Source organism: Idiomarina fontislapidosi, assembly GCF_003226255.1.
GTDB lineage: Bacteria > Pseudomonadota > Gammaproteobacteria > Enterobacterales > Alteromonadaceae > Idiomarina > Idiomarina fontislapidosi.
Genome location: NZ_QJST01000009.1, coordinates 100,626 through 114,798 on the forward strand (window position 1 = coordinate 100,626; position 14,173 = coordinate 114,798).

Here is a 14,173-nt window from a genome sequence, read left to right on the forward strand (position 1 = left end):
ACTTAATGTCCTACGCAGATGGTGATATCCGACTCAGGCTCTCTGGGTAGAGAATCACCGTGACAACGTGGTGAGTCTAGGCTCACCTAATTGTAACGAGGGGCTTAGGCCCCAAAAGAAAACGAGGTGATATCAGTGGCAATTGGTTTAGCCGGAAAGAAAGCAATCGTTAAAGAAGTTAACGACGTCGCTTCAAATGCGCTAGCCGTCACCGTTGCTGAATATCGAGGCATCGAAGTAGCCGATATGACCGCGTTGCGCAAAAAAGCACGTGAGCAAGGTGTGTTTGTTAAAGTAGTACGTAACACACTTGCAAAACGCGCTTTCGAGGGCACGCAGTTTGAGGATATGAGCGAAGCACTTAAAGGACCTCTTGTTTATGGATTCTCTTTGGACGCACCGGGCGCATCTGCTCGCTTGTTCAAAGATTTTGCAAAAGAAAACAAGAACTTGCAAGTAACTGCTCTATCTATCGGTAATGGCATCATGGGTCCTGAAAAATTGGACGCAGTTGCATCACTTCCGACTCGTGATGAAGCATTGGCTAAATTGCTCGCCACCTTCAAAGCACCGGTTAGCAAATTCGTTAGAACTGTTAACGAAGTACCTGCTAAGTTCGTGCGTACGTTGGCAGCAATTAAAGACGCTAAATAATTCGTTGGTTTTTAAACCGTTTTTTGTAATTATCAACCCAGGAGTTTAGAGTAATGGCTCTGACTAAAGAAGATATCTTAAACGCGATCGCTGAAATGCCAGTAATGGAACTGGTTGAATTGATCGAAGCAGCTGAAGAAAAATTCGGCGTTGACGCATCTGCAGCAGTAGCAGTAGCAGCTGGCCCAGCGGCTGGTGGCGAAGCAGCAGCTGAAGAGCAAACTGAATTCGACGTTATCTTGAAAGGCGCTGGTAGCAACAAAGTTGCAGCTATCAAAGCTGTTCGCGGCGCAACTGGCCTTGGCTTGAAAGAAGCTAAAGCTATGGTTGAGTCTGCACCTGTTGCTGTTAAAGAAGGCATCAGCAAAGACGACGCTGAAGAGTTGAAGAAGCAGCTTGAAGAAGCTGGTGCGGAAGTTGAAGTTAAGTAATTCAACTGTTGCACGAAATCTGGCCTAACGGCCGCAGGCTGGTGGTTAAATAACCACCAGCCTTTTCGCGCTTTAACGCTTGTACGATTTTTGCCCGTATTTCGTTGCAGTCGCGTGAATAAAATAAAACGGGAACGACAGATTTTTGTTTATCTGTTTTTAACCATCGAACCACTCGTTGGTTAGGGTCATCAATCAGCTAGCTGAGGAACCCCATGGCGTACTCCTACTCAGAGAAAAAACGTATTCGTAAGGACTTTGGTAAAAGACCTCAGGTTTTAGAAGTGCCTTACTTGCTGTCAATGCAGCTTGATTCATTCAAAAAATTTATTGAAGTCGATCCAGAGGCTAATAATGGTCTGGAAGCGGCTTTCCGTTCGGTCTTTCCGATTGCCAGCTATTCCGGTAATGCGGAACTGCAGTACGTCAGTTACCACTTAGGTGAGCCGGCTTTCGATGTTGAAGAATGTCAAATCCGTGGCATCACTTATTCGGCACCGCTGCGCGTTAAACTTCGCTTAGTGTTGTTTGATAAGGAAGCGGCCGCTGGCACAGTCAAGGACATTAAAGAACAAGAAGTCTATATGGGCGAGATCCCATTGATGACAGAAAACGGTACTTTTGTCATCAATGGTACCGAGCGTGTAATTGTTTCTCAGTTGCACCGTTCGCCAGGCGTGTTCTTTGACCACGATAAAGGTAAATCGCACTCGTCAGGTAAAGTTTTATATAACGCGCGTGTTATTCCTTACCGTGGTTCTTGGCTCGATTTTGAGTTCGATCCTAAAGACAACGTGTTCGTACGTATTGACCGTCGCCGTAAACTACCTGCGTCGATCATTCTGCGTGCATTAGAGTACACCACCGAAGAAATCCTTGAGATGTTCTTCGAAACGACGTATTTCGAAATTCTGAAGACCAAAGTTAAAATGCAATTGGTACCAGAACGTCTACGTGGTGAGACTGCTAAGTTCGATATTAAAGACAGCAGCGGCGAAGTTGTTGTTGAAAAAGGCCGTCGCGTAACCGCTCGTCATATCCGTCAATTAGAAAAGTCGGAGATGAAAGAGCTCGAAGTACCTGTTGAATACATGGTCGGTAAAGTCCTTGCTAAAGATTATATCAGCAAGGAAACCGGTGAGGTTGTAGCGAACGCTAACGACGAACTCACACTTGAACTGATCGCTAAGTTAAGCGAAGCCGGCGTGAAGAAGATCGAAACCTTGTTCGTTAACGATCTTGACCACGGTCCGTATATGAGCGAAACCTTGCGTGTAGACTCGACAACGAATCGCCTTGAGGCACTTGTTGAAATCTACCGCATGATGCGTCCAGGTGAGCCACCAACACGCGAAGCAGCAGAAGCACTATTCGACAACTTGTTCTTCAGCGAAGAACGTTATGATTTGTCGACTGTGGGCCGTATGAAATTCAATCGTCGCTTGGGTCGTGATGATTTGTCGGGTGCTAACACGCTGACAAATGAAGACATTATCGAAGTGATGAAGAAGCTTATCGAGATTCGTAACGGTCTTGATGAAGTCGATGATATCGACCACTTGGGTAACCGTCGTATTCGTTCAGTCGGTGAAATGGCCGAGAACCAGTTCCGTGTTGGTTTGGTACGTGTCGAGCGTGCAGTCAAAGAACGCCTATCACTGGGTGATCTTGATAACACCATGCCACAGGACCTGATTAACGCTAAGCCAATCAGTGCAGCGGTTAAAGAGTTCTTTGGTTCAAGCCAATTGTCACAGTTCATGGACCAAAACAACCCATTGTCAGAGGTTACGCACAAGCGTCGTATCTCTGCATTGGGTCCAGGTGGTTTGACACGTGAGCGTGCGGGCTTCGAAGTACGTGACGTACATCCGACCCACTATGGTCGTTTATGTCCAATCGAAACGCCTGAAGGTCCAAACATCGGTTTGATTAACTCGTTGTCGACCTTTGCGCGCACCAATGAGTATGGTTTCCTTGAGACGCCTTACCGTCGTATCGAAAATGGCGTTGTGACTGATGATGTTGAATACCTTTCTGCAATTGAAGAAGGTAACTACGTTATCGCTCAGGCAAACGTTGCATTGAACGACCAAGGTGAGCTCGTTGACGATCTCGTACCGTGCCGTCATAAAAACGAATTCACCTTGATGAACCGTGAACAAGTTCAGTTCATGGACGTTGCACCGCAACAGATCGTTTCGATTGCTGCGAGTATGATTCCGTTCTTAGAACACGATGATGCTAACCGTGCCTTGATGGGTTCGAACATGCAACGTCAGGCAGTACCTACTTTACGCGCTGATAAGCCGTTAGTCGGTACGGGCATCGAACGCACTATCGCTGTTGACTCTGGCGTAACGATCGTCGCTAAACGCGGCGGTGTTGTAGATTACGTTGATGCAGCACGTATCGTTGTTAAGGTAAATGAAGAAGAAATGGTCCCAGGTGAAGCGGGCATCGACATTTACAACTTAACGAAGTACAAGCGTTCGAACCAGAATACTTGTATCAACCAGAAGCCGACCGTTCGCTTAGGCGAGCCGGTGATGCGCGGTGATGTATTAGCAGATGGTCCATCGACTGATTTAGGTGAGTTGGCCTTGGGTCAAAACCTTCGCGTGGCGTTCATGCCATGGAATGGTTACAACTTTGAGGATTCGATTCTTCTTTCTGAGCGCGTTGCGCAAGAAGATCGTTTAACCACGATTCACATTCAAGAGTTGAACTGTGTTGCTCGTGATACCAAGCTCGGTGCTGAAGAGATTACCAGCGATATTCCTAACGTTGGTGAATCGGCATTAGGCAAATTGGATGAAGCCGGTGTAGTTTACGTAGGTGCCGAAGTAAAAGGCGGCGATATCCTCGTAGGTAAAGTTACACCGAAAGGCGAAACCCAGTTAACACCAGAAGAGAAGCTCTTGCGTGCGATCTTCGGTGAAAAAGCGTCAGACGTAAAAGACAGCTCGTTGCGCGTACCTAACGGTGTAAACGGTACTGTAATTGATGTTCAAGTCTTCACACGTGATGGCGTTGAGAAAGATAAACGCGCAGTTGCCATTGAAGAAATGCAATTAGCTAAGGTTAAGAAAGATTTAACCGAAGAATTTAAGATTCTTGAAGATGGCATCTTCGGACGTGCGCGTAGCTTGCTGTTAAACAACGGTTTTGACGAAGCCAAGCTTGCGAGCATGGATCGTTCTAACTGGTTGACTCAGGGCTTAACTGACGAGAGTGCTCAAGAGCAGCTCGAGCAGATCGCTGAGCAATACCAGCAGACACGCGAAGACTTCGATCAGAAGTTTGAGATGAAGCGCCGTAAGATCACCCAAGGTGATGACTTGGCACCAGGTGTCCTTAAGATTGTTAAGGTTTACCTCGCCGTGCGTCGTCGTATCCAACCGGGTGATAAATTGGCAGGTCGTCACGGTAACAAAGGTGTTATCTCGACTATCATCCCAAATGAAGATATGCCACATGACCAAGAGGGTAATCCGGTCGATATCGTACTTAACCCATTGGGTGTACCATCGCGGATGAACATTGGTCAGATTCTCGAGACCCACTTAGGTATGGCGGCTCGTGGAATTGGTACTAAGATCGACAAGATGCTTAAAGCACAACGTGCAATGGCGGAGTTGCGTGACTTTATCCAGCAGGTTTACGACTTGGGTGAAGGTCGCCAGAAAGTTGACTTGACCGAGTTCAGCGATGACGAAGTGCTTCGTCTAGCAGGTAACTTGCGCGCAGGTCTACCGACAGCAACACCGGCATTTGACGGTGCGATTGAAGAAGAAATTAAAGCGCTTCTTAAGTTAGCGGATATCCCTGAATCAGGTCAGATTCCGTTGATTGATGGTCGTACAGGTGAACGTTTTGAGCGTGATGTAACTGTTGGTTACATGTACATGCTGAAATTGAACCACTTGGTCGACGATAAGATGCACGCACGTTCAACCGGTTCTTATAGCTTGGTTACGCAACAGCCGCTGGGTGGTAAAGCTCAGTTCGGTGGTCAGCGCTTCGGTGAGATGGAAGTGTGGGCACTCGAAGCATATGGCGCAGCTTACACCTTGCAAGAGATGTTGACCGTTAAGTCGGACGACGTAAACGGTCGTACGAAGATGTACAAGAACATCGTGGATAACAACTTGCAGATGGAAGCGGGTATGCCTGAATCCTTCAACGTATTGCTGAAGGAAATCCGTTCGCTCGGTATTAATATCGAGTTGGAAGAAGGCTAATCGAGCTTTTTGTTATTGAATTTGGGGAGTGCTCGCACTCCCCGTGGTTGAACTCCGACAGGAGATAAATCGTGAAAGACTTGCTTAAGTTTTTAAAGCCGGCTAACCAAACCGAAGAATTTGATGGAATTCGTATTGCGTTAGCATCACCTGACATGATCCGTAGTTGGTCATATGGTGAAGTGAAAAAGCCGGAAACCATTAACTATCGTACGTTCAAACCTGAACGTGATGGTCTTTTCTGTGCGCGTATCTTTGGTCCAGTGAAGGACTACGAGTGTCTTTGCGGCAAGTACAAGCGCTTGAAGCACCGTGGTGTTATCTGTGAGAAGTGTGGCGTAGAAGTTACGTTAACCAAAGTACGTCGTGAGCGTATGGGCCACATCGAACTGGCAAGCCCAGTGGCGCACATTTGGTTCTTGAAATCATTGCCGTCACGCATTGGTTTGATGCTTGATATGACATTGCGTGATATCGAACGCGTGTTGTACTTCGAATCATATGTCGTGACAGAACCAGGTCTGACTACGCTTGAACGTAGCCAGATCCTGACAGAAGAAGAGTACCTTGATGCACTTGAAGAGCACGGCGATGAGTTCGATGCGAAGATGGGTGCTGAAGGTGTACTTGATCTGCTGCGCACTATCGATATCGATGGTGACATTCAGCAGTTACGCGAAGAGTTGCCAGAAACAAATTCTGAAACCAAGCGTAAGAAGATTAGCAAACGTTTGAAATTGCTCGAGTCGTTCCAAATGTCAGGTAACAAACCTGAGTGGATGATCTTGCGCGTGTTGCCTGTGCTACCACCTGATTTGCGTCCGTTGGTACCACTTGATGGCGGTCGCTTTGCAACCTCAGACTTGAACGACCTATACCGTCGTGTCATCAACCGTAACAACCGTCTTAAGCGTCTACTTGACCTAGCCGCACCTGACATCATCGTGCGCAACGAAAAACGTATGTTGCAAGAAGCCGTTGATGCGCTGTTGGATAACGGTCGTCGCGGTCGTGCGATCACGGGTTCTAATAAACGTCCACTTAAATCACTTGCCGACATGATCAAAGGTAAGCAAGGTCGTTTCCGTCAGAACCTATTGGGTAAACGTGTTGACTACTCAGGTCGTTCGGTTATCACCGTTGGTCCTAAGTTACGTTTGCACCAGTGTGGTCTGCCTAAGAAAATGGCACTCGAACTGTTCAAACCATTTATCTACGGTAAGCTTGAGCGTCGTGGTTTAGCGACCACCATTAAAGCGGCTAAGAAGATGGTTGAGCGTGAGACCTCAGAAGTTTGGGATATCTTGGATGAAGTAATCAAAGAGCACCCGGTACTATTGAACCGTGCGCCAACACTTCACCGATTGGGTATTCAAGCATTCGAACCGGTACTGATCGAAGGTAAAGCGATTCAGTTGCACCCATTGGTGTGTGCGGCTTATAACGCTGACTTTGACGGTGACCAAATGGCGGTTCACTTACCATTGACGCTCGAAGCACAGCTTGAAGCGCGTGCGTTGATGATGTCAACGAATAACGTACTATCGCCTGCGAGCGGTGACCCGATCATCGTTCCATCGCAAGACGTTGTCTTAGGTCTGTACTACATGACCAAAGAGAAGATTAACGGCAAAGGCGAAGGTATGGCGTTCAAAAACCCTAAAGAGGTTGAGAAAGCCTACCGCAATGGTGCAGTTGAATTGCACACACGCATTAAAGTACGTATTGCAGACACTATTATTCATGAAGACGGCACACGCGAGAAGCGTTTGATGTTGCGTGATACGACTGTAGGTCGCGCTATCTTGTCGTTAATCATGCCTGAAGGCTTGCCGTTCGAACTGATCGATCAAGCGATGGGTAAGAAGCCTATCGCACGTATGCTTAACCAAGCATATCGCGATATCGGCCTTAAAGAGACGGTTATCTTTGCTGACCAAGTCATGTATACCGGTTTCCATTACGCAATGATCTCAGGTGCATCTGTCGGTATTAACGACATGGTTATTCCTGATGCGAAGAAAGAAATCGTAGCCGCTGCGGAAGAAGAAGTCGCCGAGATTCAAGAACAGTTTGAATCAGGCCTCGTCACCGCTGGTGAAAAATACAACAAAGTCATCGATATCTGGTCAACCGCTAACGAGAAAGTCTCGAAAGCGATGATGGAAAACTTATCGAAAGAGATCGTTAAAAATAAAGACGGTGAAGACGAAGAACAAGCGTCGTTCAACTCAATCTTTATGATGGCGGACTCAGGCGCTCGTGGTAGCCCCGCACAGATTCGTCAGTTGGCGGGTATGCGTGGCTTGATGGCTAAGCCGGATGGTTCAATCATCGAAACCCCAATCGTTGCGAACTTCCGTGAAGGCTTGAACGTACTTCAGTACTTCATTTCGACTCACGGTGCGCGTAAAGGTTTGGCGGATACCGCATTGAAGACAGCGAACTCAGGTTACCTGACACGCCGTCTCGTCGACGTTTCGCAAGACGTTGTCATCATGGAAGAAGACTGTGGTACACACGAAGGCTTGTACATGAAGCCGTTGATCGAAGGTGGTGATGTTGTAGAACCACTTCGCGAGCGTGTATTAGGTCGTGTTCTGTGTGAAGACGTCATGCAGCCAGGCAGCGATAAAGACGTGCTATTGCCACGTAACACGTTGCTTGACGAAAAGAACTGTGACGTTCTTGAAGAAAACTCAATCGACGAAGTTAAAGTGCGCTCGGTGATTACCTGTGATACCGACTTTGGTGTCTGTGCACACTGTTATGGTCGTGACCTAGCACGCGGTCATATGGTTAACCAAGGTGAAGCGGTTGGTGTCATCGCGGCACAGTCAATCGGTGAGCCGGGTACACAGCTGACCATGCGTACCTTCCACATCGGTGGTGCGGCATCACGTGCGACAGCAGAAAACAATATTCAGGTGAAGAACCCGGGTACATTGAAGCTGCACAACGCTAAATGGGTTGTAAACAGCGACAATCGTCCAGTAATTACTTCACGTTCAACCGAGTTAACGCTAATCGACGAGTTTGGTCGTGAGCGTGAGCGTTATAAAGTACCTTACGGTGCGGTGTTGAAGAAAGGCGAAGGCGACAGTGTTGACGGCGGCGAAACCGTTGCAAACTGGGACCCGCATACGCACCCAATTATCACCGAGGTAGAAGGTCGCTTGAAGTTCGTTGACCTGATTGATGGCGTAACGATGACCCGTCAAACCGACGAACTTACCGGTCTATCAAGCATCGTTGTTCTCGAAACAGGTCAACGTACGAGTGCCGGTAAAGACATGCGTCCAATGGTTAAATTGGTCGATGAGCAGGGCAACGATGTCAACATCGTAGGCACTGACATCCCTGCGCAATACTTCTTGCCAGGTAACGCGATCATTAACCTTGAAGATAACGCTGAAGTTAGAGTAGGTGATACGGTTGCTCGTATCCCACAAGAAGGTTCAAAAACGCGCGACATCACGGGTGGTCTTCCACGCGTTGCAGACTTGTTCGAAGCTCGTCGCCCGAAAGAACCTGCAATTTTGGCAGAGAAGACAGGTACCGTATCCTTTGGTAAAGAAACTAAAGGTAAACGTCGCCTGATTATCACGCCAAACGACGGTACTGATCAGCACGAAGAGATGATTCCGAAATGGCGTCAGTTGAACGTGTTTGAAGGTGAACAGGTCCAAAAAGGTGAAGTTATCGCCGATGGTCCAGAAGCACCGCATGACATCTTGCGTCTACGTGGCGTTAGCGCAGTCGCTAACTACATCGTTAACGAAGTACAAGAAGTTTACCGTCTACAAGGTGTTAAGATTAACGATAAGCACATTGAAACTATCGTTCGTCAAATGCTACGTAAAGCGCTTATCTTGCGCGCTAACGATACCAACTTGCTTGAAGGCGAAATGGTAGAAATGGCCGAGGTGTTGGCAGCCAATGCGAAAGCAGAAGCTGAAGGCAAACAGCCAGCTACGTTTGAGCGTCAGCTATTGGGTATTACCAAGGCATCGTTGTCGACTGAATCATTCATTTCAGCGGCATCGTTCCAGGAAACAACACGCGTGCTTACAGAAGCGGCCGTTGCTGGACGTAAAGATACCTTACGTGGTCTGAAAGAAAACGTTATCGTAGGTCGTCTGATCCCTGCCGGTACAGGTTACTCGTACCATAAAGAACGCATGGAGCGTCGCCAAGCTGAGCTTGAAGGCGTTGAAGACACAACACCTAAGATGACAGCTGAAGAAGCCGAACAGCAATTAGCCGATGCGCTAAATGCGGGTGGTGATAGTGGGTCGACATCTGAGTAATTTACTCGATTGAGCCACAATTCAGTGATTAAGCCGGTGCTCATTGAGTGCCGGCTTTCTTATATAACCTTGACAGGTGAAAATATGACCATTAAAATTCCCGCTCCCGAATTTCGGGATCTGGTCCATTTACTGGTCAGAAACCAAGTGATTTTTCACTGGTGTAAGCGACATCAACAAAACTAGGAGTATTTAATGGCAACAGTTAACCAGCTGGTGCGTAAAGGCCGTCAAAAGCCCGTTGTGAAAAGCAACGTTCCGGCTCTTGAAGCGTGCCCACAAAAACGCGGTGTTTGTACCCGTGTTTACACAACAACCCCAAAGAAGCCGAACTCGGCGATGCGTAAAGTGTGTCGTGTGCGTCTTACTAACGGTTACGAAGTATCTTCGTACATCGGCGGTGAAGGCCACAACTTGCAAGAGCACTCGGTCGTATTGATCCGTGGCGGTCGTGTAAAAGACTTGCCAGGTGTTCGTTATCACACCGTTCGTGGCGCACTTGACTGTTCAGGTGTAAACGATCGTAAACAAGGCCGTTCTAAATACGGCGCGAAGCGGCCTAAATCTTAACGGTTCTCCGTTAGTAAGGCCAAACTGTTTGTACGTTTTGGGTAATACCCTGAATTAATCGGAGAATATTGAGATGCCAAGAAGACGCGTCATAGGTCAACGTAAAATCCTTCCAGATCCTAAGTTCGGATCAGAGTTGTTGGCCAAATTTATTAATGTCGTCATGGTTGACGGCAAAAAAGCAGTCGCTGAAAAGATTATCTACGGTGCACTAGACATTCTTGCTGAGAAATCTGGTAAAGAACACTTAGACATCTTCGAAAATGCGCTTGATAACGTTCGCCCAACGGTCGAGGTTAAATCTCGTCGCGTAGGTGGTTCTACCTATCAGGTTCCAGTCGAAGTTCGTCCTGTGCGTCGTAATGCACTGGCAATGCGCTGGTTGGTTGATGCAGCGCGCACCCGTGGTGAAAAATCAATGTCGCAGCGTTTGGCAGCAGAAATGCTAGACGCATCTGAAAACAAAGGGTCTGCTGTGAAGAAACGTGAAGACGTTCACCGCATGGCTGAAGCAAACAAAGCGTTTGCTCACTATCGCTGGTAATTTCACAGTTAACCGACTAAGGAGTTTATTGTGGCTCGTAAAACTTCCATTGAGCGCTATCGTAATATCGGTATCTGCGCTCACGTAGACGCTGGTAAAACAACCACTACTGAACGTGTGTTGTTCTACACTGGTCTGTCTCACAAGATTGGTGAGGTGCACGATGGTGCAGCTACCATGGACTGGATGGAACAGGAGCAGGAGCGTGGTATCACCATCACCTCTGCCGCAACGACATGTTTCTGGCAAGGTATGGACAAGCAGTTCCCTGAGCACCGTGTCAACATCATCGACACCCCAGGACACGTTGACTTTACCATTGAGGTAGAGCGTTCATTGCGTGTTCTTGACGGCGCAGTCGTTGTATTGTGTGCTTCGTCAGGTGTTCAGCCTCAGACTGAAACCGTATGGCGTCAGGCGAACAAATACGAAGTACCACGTATGGTATTCGTGAACAAGATGGACCGTGCAGGCGCGGACTTCTTGTCAGTTGTTCATCAAATGAAAACCCGCTTGGCAGCAGAAGCAGTGCCTATGCAACTGCCTGTTGGCGCAGAAGACAACTTCCGCGGCGTGGTTGATTTGATCAAAATGAAATTCATCAACTGGAACGATGAAGACATGGGTACTTCATTCACTTATGAAGATATCCCTGCTGACATGGTTGACGAGTGTGAGGAATATCACAACAACTTGGTAGAAGCTGCGGCTGAAGCCAACGAAGAGTTGATGAACAAATACCTTGAAGAAGGTGAGTTGACTGAAGCAGAAATCAAACAAGGTCTTCGTGCGCGTACATTGGCGAACGAAATCTGCTTGGTTGCAGCTGGTTCAGCGTTCAAAAACAAAGGCGTTCAAGCGGTACTTGACGCAGTTATCGAATATCTTCCGTCGCCGACTGAAGTTAAAGCGATTACTGGTATCCTTGATGATGAGTCTGAAGGTGTTCGTAAGTCATCTGACGAAGAACCATTCTCTGCGCTTGCGTTTAAAATCGCAACTGACCCGTTCGTGGGTACACTGACGTTCGTTCGTGTTTACTCGGGTGTCCTTAACCAGGGTGACGGTGTTGTTAACCCAGTTAAGAACAAGAAAGAGCGCGTGGGCCGTATGGTTCAAATGCACTCAAACAGCCGTGAAGAGATCAAAGAAGTGCGCGCGGGTGATATCGCGGCATTGATTGGTCTTAAAGACGTGACGACCGGTGACACGCTGTGTGATCCTAACAACAAGATCATTCTTGAGCGTATGGAATTCCCAGAGCCAGTTATTTCAGTAGCAGTAGAGCCAAAAACTAAAGCTGACCAAGAGAAAATGGGTATCGCTTTAGGTAAGTTGGCAGCTGAAGATCCTTCATTCCGCGTTAAGACGGATGAAGAGTCTGGTCAAACTATCATCTCTGGTATGGGTGAGCTTCACCTTGATATCATCGTTGACCGTATGAAGCGTGAATTCAAAGTTGAATGTAACGTAGGTCAACCTCAGGTTGCTTATCGTGAAGCGATCCGTAAGTCTGTTGAAGTCGAAGGTAAATTCGTACGTCAATCAGGTGGTCGTGGTCAGTTCGGTCACGTTTGGGTTCGCCTTGAGCCGATGACAATCGAAGAAGACGAGAACGGCGATGACATCACTTACCAATTCGTGAACGAAATCGTTGGTGGTGTGGTACCTAAAGAATACATCCCAGCCGTTGATCGTGGTATCAAAGAGCAGATGGAACAAGGTGTTCTTGCTGGCTACCCAGTATTGGGTGTTAAGGCAACCTTGTACGACGGTTCTTACCACGATGTTGACTCATCAGAGATGGCGTTTAAAATCGCCGGTAGCATGGCTTTCAAAAAAGGTGCATTGCAAGCACAACCTGTATTGCTTGAGCCAATGATGAAAGTTGAAGTTATCACTCCAGAAGAGTCAATGGGTGATGTCGTTGGTGACCTTAACCGCCGTCGTGGTCTTATCGAAGGTATGGAAGAGGCACCAGGTGGCTTGAAAGCAGTTAATGCTCAAGTTCCATTGTCAGAAATGTTCGGTTACGCGACTGACTTGCGTTCACAAACACAAGGTCGTGCATCGTACTCAATGGAATTCTTGAAGTATGCTGAAGCGCCAAACAACATCGCTGAGAAAGTGATGGCTGAGCGTAACGCTAAATAAGTAAGGTCTGGTCCGGTTTTTTACGAGACCGGGCTTTTAACTTAAGTTTGAGGAACTATCATGTCTAAAGAAAAATTTGAACGTTCGAAGCCGCACGTAAACGTCGGCACAATCGGTCACGTTGACCACGGTAAAACGACTTTGACTGCTGCTATTACTACTGTATTAGCAAAAGTTTATGGTGGTGCGGCGAAAGACTTCGCAGCCATCGATAACGCGCCAGAAGAGAAAGAGCGTGGTATCACCATCTCAACTTCACACGTTGAGTATGACACCCCAACTCGTCACTACGCGCACGTCGACTGTCCTGGACACGCTGACTACGTTAAAAACATGATCACTGGTGCTGCTCAGATGGACGGCGCGATCTTGGTAGTAGCGGCAACAGACGGCCCAATGCCACAAACGCGTGAGCACATCTTGTTGTCACGTCAGGTAGGCGTACCTTTCATCGTAGTATTCATGAACAAATGTGACATGGTAGACGATGAAGAGTTGTTGGAATTGGTAGAAATGGAAGTTCGTGAACTGTTATCAGAATACGAATTCCCAGGCGACGACTTGCCAGTTATCCCAGGTTCAGCACTTAAAGCGCTAGAAGGCGACGAAGAGTGGTCGAAGAAGATTGTAGAACTAGCTGACGCGCTAGACAACTACATCCCAGAGCCAGAGCGTGATATCGATAAGCCGTTCATCATGCCAATCGAAGACGTATTCTCGATTTCAGGTCGTGGTACAGTAGTAACTGGTCGTGTCGAGCGTGGTATCGTTCGCACAGGTGACGAGTGTGAAATCGTAGGTATGAAAGATACCATGAAGACCACAGTGACCGGTGTAGAGATGTTCCGTAAGTTGCTAGACGAAGGTCGTGCAGGTGAGAACATCGGTGCCTTGTTGCGTGGTACTAAGCGTGACGAAGTAGAGCGTGGTCAAGTATTGGCGAAGCCAGGTACAATCACTCCGCACACTAAGTTCGAAGCAGAAGTCTACGTACTGAGCAAAGACGAAGGTGGCCGTCACACGCCATTCTTTAAAGGCTACCGTCCACAGTTCTACTTCCGTACAACGGACGTAACAGGCGCAGTAGAATTGCCAGAAGGCGTAGAAATGGTCATGCCAGGCGACAACTTGAAGTTCGTTGTAGAGCTAATCGCTCCAATCGCAATGGACGAAGGCTTGCGTTTCGCAATCCGTGAAGGTGGTCGTACTGTAGGTGCAGGCGTTGTATCTAAGATCATCGACTAATTAAACGTTTAGACGTTTAGT

At 47.6% G+C, this 14,173-nt stretch carries 8 protein-coding genes; all 8 read left to right on the forward strand.

The features are described from left to right. The first annotated feature begins 135 nt into the window (after window positions 1–135). The 8 genes from rplJ (at window position 136) to tuf (ending at window position 14,152) form a co-directional block, all read left to right on the forward strand. On the forward strand, window positions 136–654 hold the full coding sequence (rplJ, locus tag DFP83_RS10160; protein ID WP_110575360.1) for a 50S ribosomal protein L10: 519 nt from the start codon (window positions 136–138) through the stop codon (window positions 652–654). A 53-nt stretch (window positions 655–707) separates the two neighbouring features. Continuing rightward, window positions 708–1,085 carry a 50S ribosomal protein L7/L12 gene (rplL, locus tag DFP83_RS10165; protein WP_006956848.1) on the forward strand — a complete coding sequence of 126 codons (378 nt, stop codon included), beginning with the start codon at window positions 708–710 and terminating at the stop codon, window positions 1,083–1,085. 215 nt (window positions 1,086–1,300) lie between these two features. Next, window positions 1,301–5,329 (forward strand): DNA-directed RNA polymerase subunit beta, encoded by a 4,029-nt coding sequence (gene rpoB, locus DFP83_RS10170; RefSeq protein WP_110575362.1) that lies wholly within the window; start codon window positions 1,301–1,303, stop codon window positions 5,327–5,329. Window positions 5,330–5,400: 71 nt separating this feature from the next. Next, window positions 5,401–9,639: a DNA-directed RNA polymerase subunit beta' gene (gene rpoC, locus DFP83_RS10175; protein ID WP_110575364.1), complete on the forward strand. Its 4,239-nt coding sequence runs from the start codon at window positions 5,401–5,403 to the stop codon at window positions 9,637–9,639. Between the two features lie 195 nt (window positions 9,640–9,834). Continuing rightward, window positions 9,835–10,209 (forward strand): 30S ribosomal protein S12, encoded by a 375-nt coding sequence (rpsL, locus tag DFP83_RS10180; protein WP_006956845.1) that lies wholly within the window; start codon window positions 9,835–9,837, stop codon window positions 10,207–10,209. A gap of 73 nt (window positions 10,210–10,282) precedes the next feature. Beyond that, complete coding sequence (gene rpsG, locus DFP83_RS10185) at window positions 10,283–10,753, forward strand: 30S ribosomal protein S7 (protein WP_071464290.1); 471 nt, start codon at window positions 10,283–10,285, stop codon at window positions 10,751–10,753. Window positions 10,754–10,783: 30 nt separating this feature from the next. Then, on the forward strand, window positions 10,784–12,907 hold the full coding sequence (gene fusA / locus DFP83_RS10190; RefSeq protein ID WP_110575366.1) for an elongation factor G: 2,124 nt from the start codon (window positions 10,784–10,786) through the stop codon (window positions 12,905–12,907). Between the two features lie 60 nt (window positions 12,908–12,967). Further along, window positions 12,968–14,152 (forward strand): elongation factor Tu, encoded by a 1,185-nt coding sequence (tuf, locus tag DFP83_RS10195; RefSeq protein ID WP_110575368.1) that lies wholly within the window; start codon window positions 12,968–12,970, stop codon window positions 14,150–14,152. Window positions 14,153–14,173 lie beyond the last annotated feature (21 nt).